This is a genomic window from Streptomyces sp. NPDC091649, from assembly GCF_044756785.1.
In the GTDB taxonomy this organism is placed as follows: Bacteria; Actinomycetota; Actinomycetes; order Streptomycetales; family Streptomycetaceae; genus Streptomyces.
In genome coordinates, this window is record NZ_JBIVTR010000008.1 from 84,728 (window position 1) to 103,930 (window position 19,203).

General features: G+C 72.5%; 21 protein-coding genes and 1 tRNA gene. 14 read left to right on the forward strand and 8 right to left on the reverse strand.

Going from position 1 to position 19,203, the window contains the following annotated elements; translation table 11 throughout:
* Positions 1-156 precede the first annotated feature (156 nt).
* The 3 genes from ACIQMU_RS16265 to ACIQMU_RS16275 all read left to right on the forward strand — a co-directional run bounded on the left by ACIQMU_RS16265 (position 157) and on the right by ACIQMU_RS16275 (position 2,816).
* Complete coding sequence (locus ACIQMU_RS16265; RefSeq protein ID WP_352243180.1) at positions 157-732, forward strand: TerD family protein; 576 nt, start codon at positions 157-159, stop codon at positions 730-732.
* Positions 733-802: 70 nt separating this feature from the next.
* Positions 803-1,951 carry a DUF475 domain-containing protein gene (locus tag ACIQMU_RS16270; RefSeq protein ID WP_352243179.1) on the forward strand — a complete coding sequence of 383 codons (1,149 nt, stop codon included), beginning with the start codon at positions 803-805 and terminating at the stop codon, positions 1,949-1,951.
* A gap of 130 nt (positions 1,952-2,081) precedes the next feature.
* Positions 2,082-2,816: a Tellurium resistance gene (locus ACIQMU_RS16275; protein ID WP_352243178.1), complete on the forward strand. Its 735-nt coding sequence runs from the start codon at positions 2,082-2,084 to the stop codon at positions 2,814-2,816.
* A gap of 57 nt (positions 2,817-2,873) precedes the next feature.
* Here the strand turns inward: ACIQMU_RS16275 and ACIQMU_RS16280 are convergent, their stop codons facing one another.
* Positions 2,874-3,803, reverse strand: a complete 930-nt coding sequence (locus tag ACIQMU_RS16280; RefSeq protein WP_402689050.1) for a TerD family protein — start codon at positions 3,801-3,803, stop codon at positions 2,874-2,876.
* Between the two features lie 212 nt (positions 3,804-4,015).
* On the opposite strand from ACIQMU_RS16280, the gene ACIQMU_RS16285 reads away from it, so the two are divergent.
* The 4 genes from ACIQMU_RS16285 (at position 4,016) to ACIQMU_RS16300 (ending at position 9,405) form a co-directional block, all read left to right on the forward strand.
* On the forward strand, positions 4,016-5,275 hold the full coding sequence (locus ACIQMU_RS16285; protein ID WP_352243176.1) for an HpcH/HpaI aldolase/citrate lyase family protein: 1,260 nt from the start codon (positions 4,016-4,018) through the stop codon (positions 5,273-5,275).
* Positions 5,276-5,284: 9 nt separating this feature from the next.
* Entirely contained in the window at positions 5,285-7,849 is a 2,565-nt protein-coding gene (locus ACIQMU_RS16290; protein WP_352243175.1) for a phosphoribosyltransferase, read from the forward strand.
* Positions 7,846-8,667 (forward strand): HAD family hydrolase, encoded by an 822-nt coding sequence (locus ACIQMU_RS16295; RefSeq protein ID WP_402689051.1) that lies wholly within the window; start codon positions 7,846-7,848, stop codon positions 8,665-8,667. Before ACIQMU_RS16290 ends, ACIQMU_RS16295 begins: the two co-directional genes overlap by 4 nt.
* A 78-nt stretch (positions 8,668-8,745) precedes the next feature.
* Positions 8,746-9,405 carry an O-methyltransferase gene (locus tag ACIQMU_RS16300; RefSeq protein ID WP_352243173.1) on the forward strand — a complete coding sequence of 220 codons (660 nt, stop codon included), beginning with the start codon at positions 8,746-8,748 and terminating at the stop codon, positions 9,403-9,405.
* 37 nt (positions 9,406-9,442) lie between these two features.
* Here ACIQMU_RS16300 and ACIQMU_RS16305 read toward each other — a convergent pair whose 3' ends face one another.
* The 3 genes from ACIQMU_RS16305 to ACIQMU_RS16315 form a co-directional block, all read right to left on the reverse strand.
* The gene (locus tag ACIQMU_RS16305) at positions 9,443-9,658 is read right to left on the reverse strand and encodes a zinc ribbon domain-containing protein (protein WP_352243172.1); all 216 of its coding nucleotides are present in this window, start codon (positions 9,656-9,658) and stop codon (positions 9,443-9,445) included.
* A 380-nt stretch (positions 9,659-10,038) separates the two neighbouring features.
* Positions 10,039-11,487: a hypothetical protein gene (locus ACIQMU_RS16310; RefSeq protein WP_402689052.1), complete on the reverse strand. Its 1,449-nt coding sequence runs from the start codon at positions 11,485-11,487 to the stop codon at positions 10,039-10,041.
* Positions 11,488-11,558: 71 nt separating this feature from the next.
* Entirely contained in the window at positions 11,559-12,359 is an 801-nt protein-coding gene (locus ACIQMU_RS16315) for a DUF4097 family beta strand repeat-containing protein (RefSeq protein WP_352243170.1), read from the reverse strand.
* A gap of 328 nt (positions 12,360-12,687) precedes the next feature.
* Here ACIQMU_RS16315 and ACIQMU_RS16320 point away from each other — a divergent pair.
* Positions 12,688-12,762, forward strand: a tRNA-Val gene (locus tag ACIQMU_RS16320).
* A gap of 382 nt (positions 12,763-13,144) precedes the next feature.
* Complete coding sequence (locus ACIQMU_RS16325) at positions 13,145-13,558, forward strand: DUF3592 domain-containing protein (RefSeq protein WP_402689053.1); 414 nt, start codon at positions 13,145-13,147, stop codon at positions 13,556-13,558.
* On the opposite strand, the gene ACIQMU_RS16330 is transcribed toward ACIQMU_RS16325, so the two are convergent.
* The gene (locus ACIQMU_RS16330) at positions 13,559-14,026 is read right to left on the reverse strand and encodes a nuclear transport factor 2 family protein (RefSeq protein WP_402689054.1); all 468 of its coding nucleotides are present in this window, start codon (positions 14,024-14,026) and stop codon (positions 13,559-13,561) included. It abuts the gene before it with no gap.
* Positions 14,027-14,221: 195 nt separating this feature from the next.
* A complete protein-coding gene (locus tag ACIQMU_RS16335; RefSeq protein WP_402689055.1) occupies positions 14,222-14,845 on the reverse strand; it encodes a histidine phosphatase family protein in 624 nt (207 codons plus the stop codon).
* A 147-nt stretch (positions 14,846-14,992) separates the two neighbouring features.
* Between ACIQMU_RS16335 and ACIQMU_RS16340 the strand changes: the two genes are divergently transcribed.
* From ACIQMU_RS16340 to ACIQMU_RS16355, 4 genes are all read left to right on the forward strand, one after another.
* A complete protein-coding gene (locus ACIQMU_RS16340; protein WP_352243166.1) occupies positions 14,993-15,211 on the forward strand; it encodes a hypothetical protein in 219 nt (72 codons plus the stop codon).
* A gap of 222 nt (positions 15,212-15,433) precedes the next feature.
* Positions 15,434-15,583, forward strand: coding sequence for a hypothetical protein (locus ACIQMU_RS16345; protein ID WP_352243165.1), 150 nt, complete (start codon positions 15,434-15,436; stop codon positions 15,581-15,583).
* 134 nt (positions 15,584-15,717) lie between these two features.
* Positions 15,718-16,185 carry a hypothetical protein gene (locus ACIQMU_RS16350; protein ID WP_402689056.1) on the forward strand — a complete coding sequence of 156 codons (468 nt, stop codon included), beginning with the start codon at positions 15,718-15,720 and terminating at the stop codon, positions 16,183-16,185.
* 135 nt (positions 16,186-16,320) lie between these two features.
* The gene (locus ACIQMU_RS16355) at positions 16,321-16,542 is read left to right on the forward strand and encodes a DUF2277 domain-containing protein (protein WP_352243162.1); all 222 of its coding nucleotides are present in this window, start codon (positions 16,321-16,323) and stop codon (positions 16,540-16,542) included.
* A gap of 78 nt (positions 16,543-16,620) precedes the next feature.
* Here the strand turns inward: ACIQMU_RS16355 and ACIQMU_RS16360 are convergent, their stop codons facing one another.
* Positions 16,621-17,499, reverse strand: coding sequence for a DedA family protein (locus ACIQMU_RS16360; RefSeq protein WP_402689057.1), 879 nt, complete (start codon positions 17,497-17,499; stop codon positions 16,621-16,623).
* Positions 17,500-17,696: 197 nt separating this feature from the next.
* Between ACIQMU_RS16360 and ACIQMU_RS16365 the strand changes: the two genes are divergently transcribed.
* Positions 17,697-18,470: a superoxide dismutase family protein gene (locus ACIQMU_RS16365; RefSeq protein WP_402689058.1), complete on the forward strand. Its 774-nt coding sequence runs from the start codon at positions 17,697-17,699 to the stop codon at positions 18,468-18,470.
* Positions 18,471-18,684: 214 nt separating this feature from the next.
* Here ACIQMU_RS16365 and ACIQMU_RS16370 read toward each other — a convergent pair whose 3' ends face one another.
* On the reverse strand, positions 18,685-19,134 hold the full coding sequence (locus ACIQMU_RS16370; protein WP_402689059.1) for a DoxX family protein: 450 nt from the start codon (positions 19,132-19,134) through the stop codon (positions 18,685-18,687).
* Between the last annotated feature and the right edge of the window lie 69 nt (positions 19,135-19,203).

Consider the following 19,203-nt stretch of genomic DNA (forward strand, 5'->3'; position numbering starts at 1 on the left):
GGGGCGGGGGGGGGGCCCCCCCGGGGGCCCCCGCGGCGGGGGGGGGGGCGCCCCCGCCCCCCCCCGGCCCCCCCCGCGGCCCGGGGGGCCGCCCCCCCCCCCCCGGGGCCCCCCCCCCCCCCCGGCAGCGTTTTACACGACTCGGGGAGGACACACATGGGCGTCACGCTCGCCAAGGGAGGCAACGTCTCCCTCTCCAAGGTCGCACCCGACCTCACGCAGGTGCTGGTCGGGCTCGGCTGGGACGCGCGCTCCACCACAGGGGCCGCGTTCGACCTCGACGCCAGCGCTCTGCTGTGCCAGTCGGGCCGGGTGCTCGGCGACGAGTGGTTCATCTTCTACAACAACCTCACGAGCCCGGACGGCTCCGTCGAGCACACCGGCGACAACCTCACCGGGGAGGGCGACGGCGACGACGAGTCCGTCATCGTCCGCCTCGACCAGGTGCCCGCCCACTGCGACAAGATCGTCTTCCCGGTCTCGATCCACGACGCGGACAGCCGCGGTCAGGCTTTCGGCCAGGTCAGCAATGCGTTCATCCGGGTGGTCAACCAGGCCGACGGCCAGGAACTGGCCCGCTACGACCTGAGCGAGGACGCCTCGACGGAGACCGCGATGATCTTCGGAGAGCTCTACCGGTACAACGGCGAGTGGAAGTTCCGTGCAGTCGGCCAGGGGTACGCGTCCGGCCTGCGCGGCATCGCTCTAGACTTCGGCGTCAACGTTTCATAACGCCGCGCACGGCGCGGGGGAGCCCCGAGGCACCGGGGGAGACCCGTTACATAACACGATGGGGTAGCCAGTGGTACTGAAAACCTTCGGCTGGTCGTTCGCGGTCACCGCGCTCGGCCTGGTCGCAGCGGTTCTCTACGGGGGGTGGCAGGCTTTCGGCATCGTCGCGATCCTGTCCGTCCTGGAGATCTCGCTGTCCTTCGACAACGCGGTGATCAACGCCGGAATCCTGAAGAAGATGAACGCCTTCTGGCAGAAGATCTTCCTCACCATCGGCATCCTCATCGCCGTCTTCGGTATGCGACTGGTGTTCCCCGTCGTGATCGTGGCCGTGAGTGCCCAGCTCGGACCGATCGAGGCCATCGACCTGTCCTTCAACGACCCGGACAGGTACAAGGAACTGGTCACGGACGCCCATCCGTCGATCGCCGCCTTCGGTGGCATGTTCCTGTTGATGATCTTCCTCGACTTCGTCTTCGACGAGGACCGTGACATCCACTGGCTGCGCTGGATCGAGCGTCCGCTCGCCAAGCTCGGCAAGGTCGACATGCTGTCGGTCTGCGTCGCGCTGATCATCCTGCTCATCACCGCCACGACCTTCGCGACCCAGGCCCACCAGCACGGTGGCGGGCACGCCGACAAGGCGGCCACGGTCATGCTCTCCGGCATCGCCGGTCTGATCACCTACCTCGTCGTCGGCGGGCTCTCCGGATTCTTCGAGGGCAAGCTGGAGGACGAGGAGGAGCGCGAGCACGAGGCCGAGGAAGAGGCCAAGAAGAAGGGCAAGCCCGTCACCGGGATCGCCCTCGCCGGAAAGGCCGCGTTCTTCCTCTTCCTCTACCTGGAAGTCCTGGACGCCTCGTTCTCCTTCGACGGCGTCATCGGCGCCTTCGCCATCACCAACGAGATCGTGCTGATGGCCCTCGGCCTCGGCATCGGCGCCATGTACGTCCGTTCGCTCACCGTCTACCTGGTGCGCGAGGGCACGCTCGACGACTACGTCTACCTGGAGCACGGCGCGCACTACGCGATCGGTGCGCTCTCCATCATTCTGCTGATCACCATCCAGCACCAGATCAACGAGTTCATCACCGGCTCGGTCGGCGTGATCCTGATCGCCCTCTCCTTCTGGTCCTCGGTCAGGCGCAACCGCGCGCTGGCCGCGGAATCCGGCGAGGGCAGCTCGGGCAGCAAGGCGGAAGTGCCCACCGGGGTGTGACCCGGCGGGGATTGAGGAACGCTCAATGCGGGGCGGCCCACACGGCGACGGCTCTCCGGGATGTCCCGGAACCGGCCCGGTGGCCGCCCCGCGGTGATGTCCGGGGCGCGCGGAACAGGTGGGGGTTGGCATGGGATTCTTCGACGGCCTGTGGCAGGGGCGTGCGGCGCAGTTCGACTCGGGCAACTCGACGTCGAGCGCCGTCGTGCTGTCCAAACGGAACGCCACGATCTCGCTCAACAAACAGGGCGCCCTGTCGGGCAACCTCCGGGTCAACCTGTCCTGGCGGATGCGGACCTCCGACATCGAGGGCCGGTCGCGCCAGAGCGGCCGGCTGAGGCACCCCCTCAAGCTCTTCCAGCCCGAGGTGGTCCAGGCGCACACCCAGGGCGTCGTCAACGTCGACCTGGACCTCGGCTGCATGTACGAGCTGACGGACGGCACCAAGGGGGTCGTGCAGCCGCTGGGCAACCTCATCGGCGACCTCAACGGCCCGCCCTACGTCCGGCTCAGCGGCGACGACCGGTTCGGCGCGCCCTCGGGGGAGACGGTCTACGTCAACCTCGACCAGCGCGACCAGATCAAGCGGCTGCTGTTCTTCGTCTACATCTACGACCGGACGCCCGCGTTCGACCGTACGCACGCGAAGATCACGCTCTATCCGGGCAACGGCCCGCGCATCGAGATCGAGCTGGACGAGCGCGCACCGCAGGCCCGCTCCTGCGCGGTGTTCACCGTGGAGAACGTCAAGGGCGAGCTGATCGTTCGCCGTGAGGTGAAGTTCGTGTACGGCTTCCAGTCGGAGCTGGACCGGCTGTACGGCTACGGCATGCAGTGGGGGCGCGGCTACAAGTCCCGGACCTGAACCCGGGCAGCCGTGCCGCCCCCGGGACGGGCCCTGCGACGGACCGTGGCCGGCGGCTCAGGACCGGACGAACTGCGGACCTTGTGGAGGCAGCGGGAAATGGGGGTCGGGTGCGTGCGCGGCGGCCGCCGCGGGCTGGGGGTAGCCGTACGCGGGCGGCTGGGCGGCAGGCTGCGGATAGCCGTACGCCGGCTGGTGGCCCACGGCGGCGGCAGCGGGCTGTGCGACCGCAGGCGGATAGCCGTAGGCGGGCTGCTGGTGCTGGACCGTGGCCTGGGAGTCGGGCCCCGGCGCGACGGGGGCGGGCCCCGGCGGCACGGGCGGAAGCGGGGGCACGGCGGCCGGAAGGGGCCCCGCGCCCGCCGCGACGGCCGGGTCGTGCGCCCGGTTCAGCGCCTCCGGCCCGTCGGGCGCCTCCGCCCCGTCCACCGCCTCGGACTCGTCCACGGAGATGCCGAAGGCGGTGGCCAGGCCGATCAGGCCGGTGGGATACCCCTGGCCGACCGCGCGGAACTTCCACCCTTCGCCACGGCGGTACAGCTCGCCGCAGATGATCGCGGTCTCTTCCCCGGTCTCCGGCCGGACATCGAACACCGCCAGCGGCTCCCCCTCGGCGGACGCGGCGTCGAACAGGAGTATCCGCAGGTCCGGGACCTGTGCGAAGGCGGCCCCGTCGGAGGAGGCCGCGATGACCACCTGGTCCACGGACGCGTCGAGGGAGCCGAGATCGGCCTCGACCGTGTCCGTCAGCCCGTCCGGCACACTGCGCTTCGGCAGCCGCCGGACCAGGCCGGAGGGGTGCCGGGGCTGGTTGTAGAAGACGAAGTCCTCGTCGGACCGCACACGCCCGGACACGCCGAGGAGCAGGGCGGAGGCGTCCACGTCGGGCACCCCGGCACCCGGGGTCCAGTGCAGCACGGCCCGGACGGCCGCGGCATCGACGGGGACGTTCGAGCCCTTCAGCATCGTGTGCGTCATGACCGTCATCCTGCCTGCTGAGGGCCCGTGCGGACAACGCGGGGGGCGGCACGACCGCGCCCGGCGGCGGCGTGGGAAGGGCGCGGCGCCACCGCGGGAGGAGGGAGGACAAGAGGCGGGCAACCGGAAATTCATGTACATGGGGAACTGTTGACACCCGTCCGTACGTACTATTACCGGCCATGCATTGTTCGGCCGGTCAGGCAGTTCGGGGGAAACTCATGCGTCACTTCGGGCACATATCGCCCACTGCCCGCCAGGGCCTGTTCTTCAGGGAGCCTTGCACCTTCACCGCGGACTCCCCGGCCCGGATGCTCTCCGTCGCCCTGGGGGCCACTCTCTACTCCCCGGCCACCCGCCCGGCGCTCGCCGACGACGTGCTGAAGCAGGCCGGGCGCGGCGTCGTCTCCATGGTGCTGTGCCTGGAGGACTCGATCGACGACGCCGAGGTCACCGACGCCGAAGCCAATCTGATCAGGCAGTTCGCCGCGCTGGCGGCCCGGGAAGCGGCATCGGGCTCCCGGGGCGCGGCATCGGCGCCCGCCGCGCATGACCGGGCCGACACCCCGGGCGAGGCGCACGGCACCCCGAGCGAGACGGGCGTCGACATCCCGCTGCTCTTCATCCGGGTACGGGAACCGGCCCAGATCACCGACCTGGTGCGGCGCCTCGGCGACTCGGTCCGAATGTTGTCCGGTTTCGTACTTCCCAAATTCACTGAAGAGCGAGGACGACACTTTCTGGAGGCGCTGACCGAGGCCGAGGCGGCGTGCGGCCGGCGGCTGTTCGCCATGCCCGTCCTCGAATCCCCCGAGCTGCTCCACCTGGAGACGCGCGGCGAAATCCTCCGGGGCATCGCCCGCAGTGTCGACAAGTACCGGGACCGGGTCCTCGCCCTGCGCCTCGGCGTCACCGACTTCTGCTCGGCCTACGGACTGCGCCGGGCGCCCGACATGACGGCGTACGACGTCCATATCGTCGCCTCCGTGATCGCCGACGTGGTCAACGTGCTCGGCCGGGCCGACGGCACCGGCTTCACCATCACCGGCCCGGTCTGGGAGTACTTCCGCCGCCAGGAGCGCATGTTCAAGCCCCAGCTGCGCCGCAGCCCCTTCCTGGAGGGCCGGGCCGAGGAACTGCGCACCGCCCTCATCGAACACGACCTCGACGGACTGCTCCGGGAGATCGAGCTCGACCGGGCCAACGGGCTGCTCGGCAAGACCTGCATCCACCCGTCGCACGTGGCGCCCGTCCACGCGCTGTCCGTGGTCAGCCACGAGGAGTTCACCGACGCCGAGGACATCCTGAGCCGCGGACGCGGCGGCGGCGGGGTCCTGCGCTCGGCGTACACGAACAAGATGAACGAAGTGAAGCCCCACCGGGCCTGGGCCGAGCGCACACTCCAGCGGGCCGAGGTCTTCGGGGTGGCGAGGGAAGACGTCGGCTTCGTGGACCTGCTGGCCGCCGGCCTGACGAACTAGCGCGCGCCGATGAGCGAGCGCGCGACGAGAGAAGAGACCGTGGACGTGGTGTGGTCGGGCAGTTGGGTGGCCGAACGGCTGGGCGTCGCCCTCGAAGGCGACGAAGACCTGCGGGAACTGCTGGGCCTGGCCCTGCGGCGCAACCCCAAGCGGGCGCATCTGCTGGTGTCCAACGTGCTGGGCAAGCACGTGCCCCAGCGGCCCTCCGTCGTCCACGGCGCCGGGTTCGAACTGGGTGAGCGGGTACGGGCCCTGCTGGGCGCGCAGGAAGCCCGCCGGGCGGTGGTCCTCGGCTACGCGGAGACGGCCACCGGTCTGGGCCACGCCGTCGCGGACGGCCTGCGGGACGCCCCGTACCTCCACTCCACCCGGCGACCGGTGGCGGGCGTCGAGCCGGCGGGCGGCTTCGAGGAGTCCCACTCGCACGCCACCTCGCACCTGCTGCTGCCGGAGGACCGCTCCCTGCTGGCGAGCGGCCCAACCGGCGCCGGCGCCTCCGCGCTGGTCCTGGTCGACGACGAGTTCTCCACCGGCAACACCGTCCTCAACACCATCCGCGCCCTGCACGCCCTGCACCCGCGCGAGCGGTACGTCATCGTCGCCCTCGTCGACATGCGCTCGGCCGACGACCGCGACCGGCTGACCGCCTTCGCCGCCGAGATCGGCGCCCGCGTCGACCTGGTGACGCGCAGCACCGGGACCGTCGCCCTGCCGGACGGCGTGCTGGGGCGCGGTCAGGCCCTGGTCGCGGACCAGGAGGCATTGCAGGCGGAGAGCGCCGGAGGGGCCGGGCCGACCGTCGACCGCGCCGAACCCGCCCCCGTCACCCGGATCGACGTCGGCTGGCCCGCGGGCGTCCCCGACGGCGGCCGGCACGGCTTCACCCCGGCCCACCGGGCGGCCCTCGAAGCCGCCCTCCCGCTCATGGCCGGCCGGATCGCGGACGCCCTGGGCGGCACGACCCGCCGCGACCGCCCCCGCGTCCTCGTCCTCGGCTTCGAGGAGCTGATGTACGCCCCGCTGCGCCTCGCCACCGCCCTGGAGGCCGAGCTGGGAGCCGACGCCGAGGTCCGCTACTCCACCACCACCCGATCGCCCGTCCTGGCCGTCGACGACCCCGGCTACGCGATCCGCACCCGCCTCGTCTTCCCGGCCCACGACGACCCGGCCGACGGCCCCGGCGACCGGTACGCGTACAACGTGGCGGGCGCCGGCTTCGACGCGGTGGTCGCCGTCGTCGACTCGGCTGCGGACACCCCCGCACTGCACGCCCACGACGGGCTGTTGGCCCGCCTCGCCGAGCACACCGGCCACGTGCTCCTCGCCGTCCTCCCCTCGTACGTCCCGGCCGCGGCCGACCCCGCCGGCGTAACCCGCACCCCCGCATCCGCCCCCGAACGGCAGGAGCCCGCCGTGCTGCCCGAGCCCCTCCGAGGCCCCGACTTCTCCAGTTACGCACCGGAGGACGTCGGCTGGCTGCTCCAGGACCTCTCGGACACCGAGCTGGAAGCGCCCACCGAGGAGCGCGAGGAGGCGATCCAGAGCGGCGGCGCGCACTACGCCGAGTCACTGCCCGTCGAATACCAGCCGAGCCCCGCCTACCAGGCCCTGTTCACCGCGGCCCTGGAGACCTCCGCCGCGCGCATCGCCCGCGCCGTCGGCACCGTCACCGAGACGGTCCTCGCCGAACGCGGCCCCCGCCCCGTGCTCGTCTCGCTCGCCCGCGCCGGAACCCCGGTCGGGGTGCTGATGCGCCGCTGGGCCCAGCACCGGCACGGCCTGGACCTGCCGCACTACGCCATCTCCATCGTCCGGGGCCGGGGCATCGACGCCACCGCCCTGCGCTGGCTGGCCGCCCATCACGACCCGGCCGACGTGGTGTTCGTCGACGGCTGGACCGGAAAGGGCGCGATCACCCGCGAACTCGCGGCGGCGATAGAGGAGTTCGAGACCGAAGGCGGTCCCGCCGGCTTCGATCCGGAGATCGCGGTGCTCGCCGACCCGGGCGGCTGCGTACGGACGTACGGCACCCGCGAGGACTTCCTCATCCCCTCGGCCTGCCTCAACTCCACGGTCTCCGGCCTCATTTCCCGTACGGTGCTCCGCGCCGACCTGGTCGGGCCCGACGACTTCCACGGCGGGAAGTTCTACCGCGAACTGGCCGGATCCGACGTCTCGGGCGACTTCCTGGCCGCGGTGACCGCCCGCTACGACGAGGTGGCCGGCCGCGTCGACGCCGAGGCCAAGGAACTGCTCGCCGCAGACCGCGCCCCGACCTGGGAGGGCTGGGCCGCCGTCGAGCGGATCAGCGAGGAATACGGCATCCACGACGTCAACCTGGTCAAGCCGGGCGTCGGCGAGACCACCCGGGTCCTGCTCCGCCGGGTCCCCTGGAAGATCCTCGCCAAGCGGGGCGCGGGCGCGGACCTGGAGCACATCCGGCTGCTGGCCGAACAGCGAGGCGTCCCGGTCGAGGAGGTCGACGACCTCCCGTACAGCTGTGTCGGGCTGATCCACCCCCGGTTCACGCGCGGCGCGACGGGCGCGGACGGCAAGGCGGTGCGGGGCGCATGACCACGACCACCCCGGCCACCCTGGTGGCGAGCGACCTCGACCGCACCCTCATCTACTCGGCCGCCGCGCTCGGCCTGGCGATGCCGGACGCGGAAGCCCCCCGGCTCCTGTGCGTGGAGGTGTACGGCCACAAGCCCCTCTCGTACATGACGGAGACGGCCGCCGCACTCCTCGCCGAGGTGGCGGGCTCCACGGTCTTCGTGCCGACCACCACCCGCACCCGTGAGCAGTACGGGCGCATCCACCTCCCCGGCCCCGCCGCCCGGTACGCGATCTGCGCCAACGGCGGGCACATCCTCGTCGACGGAGTCTCCGACCGGGACTGGCAGCGGCGGGTGGAGGACCGCATCGCGCAGGAGTGCGCCCCGCTCACCGAGATCCGCGCCCACCTCGCGACCACCGCCGACCCGGCCTGGCTCCTCAAGGAACGCGTCGCCGAGGACCTCTTCGCCTACCTCGTCGTCGAACGCTCCCTGCTGCCCGAGGAGTGGGTGAAGGAGCTTGCCGCCTGGGCCCGCCCGCGCGGCTGGACGGTCTCCCTCCAGGGCCGCAAGATCTACACGGTCCCGGCGCCGCTCACCAAGAGCGCCGCGATGCGCGAGGTCGCCCGCCGCACCGGCGCCACGCGCACGCTCGCCGCGGGGGACTCCCTCCTCGACGCCGACCTGCTGCTCGCCGCCGACCTCGGCTGGCGTCCCGGCCACGGCGAACTGGCCGACGAGGGCTGGCGGGCTCCGCACGTGGTGGCCCTGGAGGAGCGCGGCGGGGCGGCGGGGGAGGAGATCCTGCGCCGGTTCCTGGCAGCTTCCTCCGCGTGAGGGCCGCGGTTGCGCGAGGCTGGACGGACGGCGCGGCGGACGGCCGCCGCGCCACGGAACCGAGGGAAGCGCAGCCGGATGACCAAGGGCAACGACACCGCGATCACGGACGAGCTGTACGCGTACATGCTGGCCCACAACCCGCCGCTGGACCCGGTCCAGCGCCAGCTGGTGGACACCACGTACGCACGCTTCCCCGACCACGCGGGCATGCAGTCCGCCGAGGAGCAGGCCCCGCTGCTCGCCTTCCTCGTCCGCCTGGTCGGCGCCCGGCACGTGGTGGAGGTCGGTACGTTCACCGGGTTCAGCGCCCTGGCGATGGCCCGGGCGCTGCCCGCCGACGGCACGCTGATCGCCTGCGACATCTCGGAGGAGTGGACGGCGTACGGCCGTGAGGCATGGGCCAGGGCGGGCGTCGCGGACCGGATCGACCTGCGCATCGCCCCGGCGCTGGAAACCTTGCGCGCGATGCCCGCCGAGCCGCACATCGACCTCGCCTACCTCGACGCGGACAAGGGCGGCTACATCGCGTACTGGGAGGAGCTGGTGCCCCGGATGCGGCCGGGCGGGGTCATCGTCACGGACAACGTGCTCTTCCACGGCGGAGTCACCGACCCGGGGGCGACCGGCCCGACGGCGGCGATCAGGGATTTCAACGACCACGTGAGCGCCGACGCCCGGATGGACAGCGTGATGCTGACGGTCTCGGACGGCCTGACACTCTCCCGCAAGAGGTAGCGAACGGCTCGCGGCGCCGGTGCCGGTGCCGCCGGGCTCAGCCGCAGCACCCGCCCCCGCAGCAGCCGCCGCCGCCACCGCCGGACTGCGCGGGAGCGGATCCAGCGGCGCCGCCCACGGCGACGGCGGACAGCAGCTTGACGGTGTCGTCGTGTCCGGCGGGGCAGGAGGCGGGGTCCGAGGACCGGGCCATGGGACGGCTGAGTTCGAACGTGTCTCCGCAGGTGCGGCAGCGGAATTCGTAACGAGGCATGGGCTCAGGCTAAAGCCATCGCGGTCCGAGAGCTACGCCCCCTTGCGCCCGGGGCTCCGGCAGGGAGGCAGCGCACTTGGGCGGCAGGCATCCGGTTTCGAGGCGGCCGGGGCGGCGGGTACGCGGGGCGCCCGGGGCGGGTACGCGGGGCGTGAGGCGGCCGGGGGCAGGTAAGCGGGGCGCCGGGGCATCGGACTCGGGCACCGGGCATCGTCGCACCGGGCACCGGATGTGGGGCATCGTCGCACTGGGCATTTGTCGCACCGGGCAGTGGGCGTTGGACGTGCGGCATCGTCGCACCGGGCGCTGGTCGTGGGGTGCCGGGCTCGGGCAATGGGTGTGCCATGCGAGCCGCGCGCGTCGGCTGACATCCGTGAGGCTCAGGCGCCCGCGCCGCGCTCCTCGCGGATGTCGGAGACGACCCGGGCGGCGGTCTGCCGCACGGCCTCCGTCTCGGTCAGAAAGTGCCAGTAGTCGGGGTGACGCCCCTCCAGACCGGCGATGGCGCGCTCCAGCCGGGCCACGGAGTCGTCCAGCGGCCGGGCGTGCCGGGGCTCCGGAGTGTGCCGGCCGGCCATGGCGAGGCGCTGGGCGTCCCGCACCGCGAACCGCGTCCGCTCGATCTCCTGCTGAGGGTCCTTCGCTACGGCGTTCAACAGCTGCAGCCGGTCCCCGGCGGCGGAAACCGCCTCGTCCGTCGCGTTGAGCAGGGCGCGGACCGTGCTCAGCCGGGACGTGGCGTCCGCCCAGCGCTGCTCGTCGCGCGCCTGCGCCGCCTCGGCGAGCTTGCCCTCGGCCTGCGCCACATTCACGGCGGCCTGCTCCGGAACAGGCTGGAGGTCCTGCCAGCAGGCGGCCGAGAAACGCCGCCGCAACTCGCTGAGCACCGGCTCCACCGCACCCGCCCGTGTCGTCAGAGCCTGGGCGCGGGTCCGCAGGGAGACGAGCCTCCGGTCGATCTCGGCGGCCCGCTCGGGCAGCCGCTCCGCCTCGGTGCGCAGGGCCTCGGCGTCGCGGAGCACCACATCGGCCCGCCGGAGGGTCTCCGGGACGCCGTGCTTCCCCGCGCCCTGGTTCAGCTTGGTCAGCTCCGGGGCGAGCGCGGCGAGCCGGGCGGCGAGCTCGTCGGCCCGCAGCCCCGCGGCCCGGGCGCCGTCGAGGGCGTTGCTCGCTCCCAGCAGAGCCTGGCGGGCCCGCTCGACGGCGGGGGCGAGGCGGGCGAGCTGCGTCTCCGCACTGCCCAGCAGGGGCCCGAGCCCTTGAGCGAAGCGGTCCAGCTCGCCCTTGACCCGTACGAGGTCGTCCTTGGCCCGGGTCAGCTCGGTGCGGGCCCGCGAGGCGGCGGCGGGCTCCAGATCGTCCCGGTCCAGGTCATGGCTGTCGACGGCGGTGATGTAGGTGTGGCTGACCTCGTCGATACGACGGCCGAGCGCCGCGAAGTCCTCGGAGGCCCTGCGTCCGCGCGGGGAACTGTCCACGGCGCTGATGGTCTCGATGGAGATCCTGAGATCACGCTGAGCGCTGTCCAGCTCGTAGAAAGCCTCGGCGGCGGCGTCCTTCGCGGCCTGGGCCTCGGCCCGCTCGTTCTCCCCGCGCCCGCCGAACCACCGGCGCGTACCGCCACCTGCGAAGGAGGCGGGCAGCACGGCGAGCACCAGCGGCACGGGCAGCAGCATGAGTGCCAGGAGATCCCGGCCGCCGGAGCCGCGCCGGCCGCCCGCGATCCGTGCCGCCCCGCCGGGGGCGTGCTCCCCCCTCAGGCTCTGACCACTCCGAACGGCGGAACTCCCACCCGCTCCTGCCTCCGGCCGCGCGTGTGTCGCCGTCACATCCCTCTCCCGTGCCGCTTCGCCCTGCCCGGTACATTCTCCCACCAGGTAAGGACGAACACACGGGCCGGTTAGTTCGCGCTTCGAACAGTGACTTGGCCGTTGTCACTGCGGGCCTTCACCACATGAGCGCTGTCGTCGCCGCGCGGCACCCCGATCGAGACGTCCCCGTTGTCGGCGGAGGCGTTCACCGCGTACTCCTGCCCGCCGGGCGGCAGATCGATGGTGATGCCCCCGTTGTCACTCACGGTGTCCACGAGGTCGGGCACCGAGCTGAAGCCCAGCCGTATCTCCCCGTTGTCGGCGCGGGCGACCACGGAAGAGGCGGAGATCCGGTCCGCCCGCACTTCCCCGTTGTCGGTCTTCAGCTTCAGCGCGCCACTGGAGTCCCGGACGTTGATCTCCCCGTTGTCGGACGAGAGGTCCAGCGTGCGGTCGAAGCCCGTGGCGCTGATCCTCCCGTTGTCCGACGATGCCGTCACATCGACCCCGCGCGGCACCTTCACCCGGTGCCGGGACTCGCAGTTGTTGATCAGCGCCTTGCACTTCACCCGGAGTGTGAGGGTGTCGCCTGCCATGTCCCAGACGGGGTCGGGCCCACTGCCCAGCAGCACCCATCCGTCGACCTGCCGCTCCACCTCGACCTGCTCCACGTCGGCCGGCACCAGATCCACCGTGGCGTTCTCGGAGTCGATGGTGAGGGTCTTCCCGTCCAGGGCGAACGTCTTGCGCTCGACGGGAGCGCCGTCGACGTCCGTACTGCCGCACCCGGTGAGCGCCAGGGCCAGCAACGCGACCCCACCCCCCAGAGCGAGGGCCCGCCCCGGAACCCTGAGGCGCGTGCGGGTCGGTGCGCTCGTAACGATGTCCACGGTGATCGGTCCCCCAGTGAGTGCTGCCGGACGGTGCCACCGGACGTCGCTGCCGGTGCACTCAAACCGTATGCACAGCCGGCCTCCGGCGGGATCCGGACGGCTACCGTCTCGTGGTGGGGTTATCCCCCGGAACCAGCCCCCGAACGGCTCCACACCCGGCCCGACCCGCCTTGGGTCCGATCCTTCCGCCCCTGCCCCCGCCCCCGGTCCGACTCGGGGCCCGGGCCTGGCCCCGGCCCGGGCCCGGCGGAAGAGGGCCGGGGCCCCGCCCGAGCACGGTTTATGAGCAGGGGCCCCGGCCCATGTACGCTGTTGCCTCATCCACGGGTGCGTAGCTCAGGGGTAGAGCGCTGCTCTTACAAAGCAGATGTCGGCGGTTCGAAACCGTCCGCGCCCACCAGTGCGAAGACCCCCGGCCGATCATGGCCGGGGGTCTTTGACATCTGGTGCCGGACCGCCGATGAGGCGTGGTCATCCACCGCCGGGCGGCGGTCCGCCGAATGGCACGGGGCGTGAGGTCTCCGCCGGGGTTCGTTGCCGACAGCAGGCAGTCAGGCCGTGTCCGATGTGCCGACATCGGGCCATGATTCCGACGCCGTGGACGTTTTAGCCTGCTCAGCACCAGGGGCCACGAGGATCGGTCCAGGTGTCGGATGTGGTGTATCACCCGGAACGGGCGGAAGCGGATGGCGAGAGAACTGGACAGCGCGGCGAACAAGAGTGTCTTCGGAAGTCATCCGTCGCACTCGGGAGCCGGCGACCTGGGGCCTCGAACGGCTCTGGTGGCGTCGCTGGGGCTCGCGCTGCTCCTGGCCGCGCTGTCGGCTCTGGTCATGCTTCCCGCGGCTCGGCACCTGGTCTCCCTCCGCAGCGGCGAGCGGGCCCAGGCGACGTTGCACACGAGCGGGGCATGTCTGGCGGGCCAATGCCAGGTCAGGTTCGAGGCCGGTGGGCGGACCGTGGTGGCGGATCTGCCGGTGGGCAGCGGCGGCGGCAAGAGCGCGGTCGGCACTCGGCTGACGGTCCGGTACCAGCCGGACAATCCTCGGGTGGTCGCCCGCCAGGCCGACGTGGGCGGTGGCGGGGCGGCGGCGCTGACGGTGTTGTCGGGCGTGGCCTCGCTGTTCTTCCTGGTGTTGACGATCGTGGCGGCGGTCCACCTGGCGCGGCGGAGGCGCGCGGACCGGCTCCGCTGATCACGGCGTGCGATCACGCATGGCCTCGGCGATCGACAGGCTGTTCTCGTACAGGTGATGCCGGGTGATCCGGCCGCCCTCGACGCTGAGGCGGAGCGCGAACGGCCCCTCGAAGGACCTGCCGGTCGCGCGTACGGTCCCCGACAAGTGGCCCATCAGGACGGCGTCGACGCCGTCCACGAGGAAGGTGTCGACGGAAGCTCGCGCGTCCTCGGGCACGGTGTGCTCCATCAACTCGACGAACTGGGCGGCGCATTCGGCCGCCGTGGACCGGGGGCGAATCCACGGGACGGTCGGGTTCTCGGCCAGCAGCCAGTCGACCTCGTCGGCGAAGAGCTCGGTGAGTCGCGCGGTGTCCCCGGCCTGCCGCGCGGCGAGGAACTCCCCGACGACGGCCCGGGTCGCCTCGGCGGGGTCGGGCGTGCCGGTTGCCGAACTCGCTGCGGCGTCCGTGGACTTGACGGTCACGGTGTTCTCCTTGCTGGCGGGACGGTTTCCGTCGAGGGCTTCCCCTTGATGCCGATTCTGCCGGAACGGGGCCACGCGGTCTTGATGTTGGAGGGAATCCGCTGCCGCCCCTGGTGTGCGTACCCGTCTGTGCGTCTCGTCCCGTGCCGTGTCGCTTGCCCTCGACCGTGGCGTGTTCCCCTCCTGGCACACGCTCTAGACGTGCAGCTCGGGCGGGAATCCGGTCCAGCGGAGATCGGCGGGCAGGTGGCCGGTGTCGTTGAACAGGAGCAGGGCCGGGGTGCGGCCGGGGGCGTAACGGATCACCGTCAGCGCGGCGTTGGCGTGGTTGATGCCCAGCCAGCGCCACTTCGGAGCGTCCAGCGCGGCCCGGACGAGCCAGCCGATGAGGAAGTTGTGGGTGACGAGGAGTTCGTGGCGGGGTTCGTCGCCCTCGACCGTGCCGGTGAACCGCGCGAGGGCCTCCTGCGCCAGCCCGGGACCCCGTTCGCGTTCCGCAGCCGGGAACCCGGCCAGCCGGGACAGCGTCTCGTCGGCCGACTCCGGCGGCAGCTCCTGGCGCCGTGGCAGGTACGGGATGTAGTCGCCGGCCGGTTCGGAGGGCACCAGGGGGACCCCCGCCAGTCGCTCGCCGATCAGCCGGGCGGTCTGCTCGGCCCGGGTGAGCGGGCCGTGGTGGATCGCCGTGATGGGCGCCTCTCGAAGCCGCTTCCCGAGCAGGTCGGCCTGTCGGCGACCGGCCTCCGTCAGTGTGCTCTCGTCGGCAATGGCATGGCCGTGCCGTGTGAGGTACAGGTAGCGGTCAGCCGTTGCCGGCATGGGCGGGACCTCCGTCGCGGTTCATGATCGTACGAACGTCTGCGGGGACGCCGGGCCGTGCTCGGACGGTTCCGCCCGGTGAGGGCCGGCCGGGGCAGCTCGCTCCCCCGGGATGCGCGGGGACGGTGCCCGGGGCACCGTGGAGGCATGGCCGAGCACCCGCCCGTGATCGTCTACCCGCCTTCCGCCACCGGAGGGCGGCGGGTCACCGTGCACGGGCGGATCGTGGGCCTGGCGCACGGGCGGGGCGAGGTGGCCGCGCTGCTGCGGGCCGAGGGATTCGCCCCGGGGCCCGACAAGGTCGTCGAGCTGGACCGGCCCGGGCTCATCGAATGGCGCGGCGGCGACCTCGACACCTGGGAGTGATCCTGTGCGGCGGCGGCGTCGTACGGCACGCGAGAGTGTCTCGATCGAACCGCCGCCCGGCTGTCACACGGCCGAGGGGCGGCCGCCCGACGCGGCGCGTCGGACTCTGATCCCGGACTGGGGCTCTGATCCTGGGCTGGGTCGGCAGCCGGCGCATCGCCGGCGGCCGGCGTGTCGAGTCGCGCTCCCCAAGCCGGGTGGTGCCGGGGTACCGGGCAGCCGGTGAACCAGGTGCCGCACACCATTCCCACCGTCTTCCCGCGCTTGGCGTGGGGGATCGTGCGGGCCGGCGTCGTTCTGGTCAACCGCGTCGAGCGCGGGACCCTCGCCGTCGATGCCCAGGGGTGTCTCATCGCGGTCAGCACGCCGTGACAGGTCACTCCAACGGATGCGTCCGGGTGGCCGTGCCCCCAGGCCGCGAGGAATGTCGGAGCAGATCTGCCCGCATACCCCGGAGCAGGTCAGGACAGCAGGCGCCCGGCGTCTGCTCCGGCCAAGGAGTCTCCATGTCGCATCCCAACGCCCCCGCACCCGATGCTCCGCGCCCCACGGATCCGCCGCGCCCCGGCGGCGGCTCCGGGAGTCCGTGGGCGGCCGGGGGAACGGTGTTCGCCGGTGTCCTGCTCTTCGTGGACGGTGTCCTCGGAGTGCTGAAGGGCATCGCGGGGATCGCCTCGAACGATGTCTATACGCGGATCAACGACTACGTCTTCAAATTCAGTGTGACCTCGTGGGGCTGGATTCACCTCGTGCTCGGCGTGATCCTCGTCCTCGTGGGCTGGGGCATCCTCAAGGGCGCGACGTGGGCCCGCGGCGCGGGCGTCGTCCTCGCCTCCTTGAACCTCGTCGCCAACTTCATGTGGCTCCCCTACACCCCGGTCTGGGCCATCGTCACCATCGCTATCGACGTCTTCGTCATCTGGGCCCTGTGCACCGACCGGTCGAACCCGAACGACCTGGCACGGAGCAGTTGAACGTCGGACAGGTGGGTGAGCGGGCGGGCGCATGGGCGGGCGGGCGCCGGGACACTGACCGGGCGAACCGGCCTCGCGGCCAGGCCGGCGGCGGGACGGGTGTCCGTTGTCAGTGGGGCGGTCCACACTGGAGTCATGTGCCGCAGCATCAAGACGCTCCGCCCGCCCGCCCTCCCCGAAGAGGCCACCGAGGAGGACATGCGGGCCGCCGCCCTTCAGTACGTACGCAAGGTCTCGGGGTTCCGTGCGCCCGCCGCGCACAACCGGGAGGTGTTCGACCAGGCCGTCGACGAGATCACCGCGGCCACGATGAAGCTGCTCGGCGGCCTGGAGATACGCGGCGCGGCCCGAGGCTGAGGCCGGCCGTACGGGGCCGAGGCTGAGACCCGCGACCGGGCGTCCGCACCCTCCTCGGCGCGGGTGCTCCTACTCTGCTCAGGGGGTGACCGGCGCGGGGGACGGCACCGGCCCCGGGCCCCCGAGGGCAGCCGGCGCGTTCGACGGAGCGCTGACGGGAGCAGGTGCGGGCGACGGTACGGCCGCCGGCGGTGGCGTAGTCGGCGCCGCTGCCGTGGAGGCGGTTCCGGCTCCGGCTTCCCAGGCGGCTCCGGCACCGGCGGCCGGTGCCGCCCCCTCCATCGCCGCCGTCTCCGCTGTCGCCGTCCCGGTTGCCGCGTCGGCCGCCCTCGCGGTCCGCGTCGCCGGGCGCTTCACCACGAACGCGGCCAGCGCGCCCGCCACGAACAGGGCCAGCACCGAAACGGCCGTGCCGAACCACGTCGAGCCCAGCCACCGGCCGCCGAAGTAGCCGAGTCCCACGCTGTACCCCGCCCAGGCCAGACCCGCGAGCGCGGACCAGGGAAGGAAGTCCCGCTTCCTGCGGTGGGCGGCGCCCGCGCCGAGGGAGACGACGGAGCGGCCGGCGGGAGCGAACCGGGCGATGATGACCAGGGCGCCGCCGCCCCGGCTCAACGCCGCGCCGAGACGTTCCTGCGCCGTGGTGAGCCGCCGGGACCGGGCGATCGCCCGGTCGAGCCGGTCACCCCCGCGCCAGGCGAGCCGGTAGGCGACGAGGTCGCCGAGCACGGAGGCGGCGGCCGCGCACAGGATCAGCACGACGAGCGAGGGAACCTGCCCGCCGGTGCCCTCACCGGCACCGCTGACGGTGGTGGTGCCCGCCGCCGCCGCGGTGGCGGCCGTGATGACGAGAACGCCGCTGGGCAGCAGGGGCAGGAAGACGTCCAGGAGAACGGAGAGGGCGACCACCGCGTAGATCCATGGGCTGCTGGTCAGCGCGCCCACACTCTCTAGCACCGTCTACTACTCCCCGATCGTGTCAACGCCGCGACGTCGCAGGGGAGCGGCAGGGGCGGCAGGTTCAGCTGTACAGCGTACGCGTGAGGGTTCTCCGGACATCGGCCAGGGCGGTTGATGTTGTGCAGGTCACGTACACCTACTGGCCTTGTGCCCGTTAGGCGGGGGGAACGACCGGCACGAGCGAGGAGCAGCGCATGACGGCATGGATGCTACGTACGGGGCAGGGTCCGGCGCACCCGATTTCGGGAACGCGTCCGGGTATGGCGGTACCCGAGGGCGTCGGGGAGGCGCGGGGCCGGAAGGTCTGCCGGGTTCCGGGCGTGCTGGGGGGTGTGGCCGCCCTGCTGGCCCTGGCCTGCGGCGTCGGCGTCGCCCACGGAGCGGAAGGGGCGGCGTCCGGAGCGGCCGGGGCGCACGGCGCGTCCACGCCGGGAACCCAGGCGCAGGCGCCGAGGCAGGGTGGTGGGGGAGACCCGAGCCGTACGGATGACGTCGCCGCCGCGGGCGGCAGCTCGTGGAGGCGGGCGGCGGGGGTGTTCTCCCCGCCCGGCTCCTTCGTACCGTCCGACGCGCTGACGTACGACACCCGGCTGGTGCCGGCGGGCGCGCGGATCGAGGTCACCCAGCTCGCGGGCCCGTCCGCCACTCGGGTCGGCGTCCGACTGCGGGGGCTCGTGCCCCGCCGTGCGTACGGGATGCACGTGCACACCTCGCCCTGCGGTGCCGATCCCGTGGCCGCCGGTCCCCACTACCAGCACCGCCCGGCCGCGACCGCGGACCCCGACAACGAGGTGTGGCTGGACTTCCGGACGGACGAGGCCGGCGACGGGCGGGCGGAGGCCCTGCACGACTGGGGATTCCGCGAGGGCGGGGCGCGGTCAGTGATCATCCATGACCGGCAGGGCGGCGCGGGGGAGCGGGTGGCCTGCTTCACGGTGCCGTTCGGGCCGCCCGGACCGGTGGAGTGACGGAGGCCGCACCTTCGGACGGTCACGGAGTACGGCGGTGTCCCGCACCCCCCGCGCACGGCCGGGGGTGCGGACACCGCCGCGTAAGGTGCTGCTTCCCCCGTGCGGGGGCGTGCGGGGGAAGCAGCGCGCGCCGCTGCCTCCCCGTGAAGTCCGGGGTGTGCAGATGGACGGCCGGTCAGGCCGAGAGGGCTGGTCAGACCGGGACGGCCGGTCAGACCGGGACGGCCGGGGTCTGGTCGGGCCGCGGTGCGCCCTCGGAGGTGGCCGCAGTGTTCCGCGAACCGAAGAAGCGGTCCAGGGCCACGGCTCCCGGGCCCGTGAAGACCAGCAGCAGGAAGGCCCAGCAGAACATCGCCGACGGCTCGCCGCCGTTCTCGATCGGCAGGAACGCCTCGGGCTGGTGCACCTTGAAGTACGCGTAGGCCATCGATCCGGAGGCGAGGAGGGCCGCCGCGCGGGTTCCGAGGCCGAGGGCGACCAGAGCGCCGCAGACCAGCTGGATCAGTGCGGCGTACCAGCCGGGCCAGGCCCCGGTCTCCGCCCGGGTGCCTCCGATCACTCCGAAGAGCGTGGCGGCGCCGTGCAGGGCGAAGAGGAGGCCGACGACGAAGCGGAAGAGGCTGAGCGCGTAGGGCTGTGCCTGGTTCAGGCGATTGAGCATGGGGGGAGCTCCTTCGGTCGTGGTGGGGACGTGAACCGAACCGGGGCGCCTCAGGTTAGGGAAACCTCA

Bases quoted from the DNA above. Each gene is read 5' to 3' on its own strand.
- ACIQMU_RS16265 (WP_352243180.1), top strand. From the start codon at position 157: ATGGGCGTCACGCTCGCCAAGGGAGGCAACGTCTCCCTCTCCAAGGTC.
- ACIQMU_RS16275 (WP_352243178.1), top strand. From the start codon at position 2,082: ATGGGATTCTTCGACGGCCTGTGGCAGGGGCGTGCGGCGCAGTTCGAC.
- ACIQMU_RS16280 (WP_402689050.1), bottom strand. From the start codon at position 3,803: ATGACGGTCATGACGCACACGATGCTGAAGGGCTCGAACGTCCCCGTC.
- ACIQMU_RS16285 (WP_352243176.1), top strand. From the start codon at position 4,016: ATGCGTCACTTCGGGCACATATCGCCCACTGCCCGCCAGGGCCTGTTC.
- ACIQMU_RS16290 (WP_352243175.1), top strand. From the start codon at position 5,285: ATGAGCGAGCGCGCGACGAGAGAAGAGACCGTGGACGTGGTGTGGTCG.
- ACIQMU_RS16295 (WP_402689051.1), top strand. From the start codon at position 7,846: ATGACCACGACCACCCCGGCCACCCTGGTGGCGAGCGACCTCGACCGC.
- ACIQMU_RS16300 (WP_352243173.1), top strand. From the start codon at position 8,746: ATGACCAAGGGCAACGACACCGCGATCACGGACGAGCTGTACGCGTAC.
- ACIQMU_RS16305 (WP_352243172.1), bottom strand. From the start codon at position 9,658: ATGCCTCGTTACGAATTCCGCTGCCGCACCTGCGGAGACACGTTCGAA.
- ACIQMU_RS16335 (WP_402689055.1), bottom strand. From the start codon at position 14,845: ATGCCGGCAACGGCTGACCGCTACCTGTACCTCACACGGCACGGCCAT.
- ACIQMU_RS16340 (WP_352243166.1), top strand. From the start codon at position 14,993: ATGGCCGAGCACCCGCCCGTGATCGTCTACCCGCCTTCCGCCACCGGA.
- ACIQMU_RS16350 (WP_402689056.1), top strand. From the start codon at position 15,718: ATGTCGCATCCCAACGCCCCCGCACCCGATGCTCCGCGCCCCACGGAT.
- ACIQMU_RS16355 (WP_352243162.1), top strand. From the start codon at position 16,321: ATGTGCCGCAGCATCAAGACGCTCCGCCCGCCCGCCCTCCCCGAAGAG.
- ACIQMU_RS16365 (WP_402689058.1), top strand. From the start codon at position 17,697: ATGACGGCATGGATGCTACGTACGGGGCAGGGTCCGGCGCACCCGATT.
- ACIQMU_RS16370 (WP_402689059.1), bottom strand. From the start codon at position 19,134: ATGCTCAATCGCCTGAACCAGGCACAGCCCTACGCGCTCAGCCTCTTC.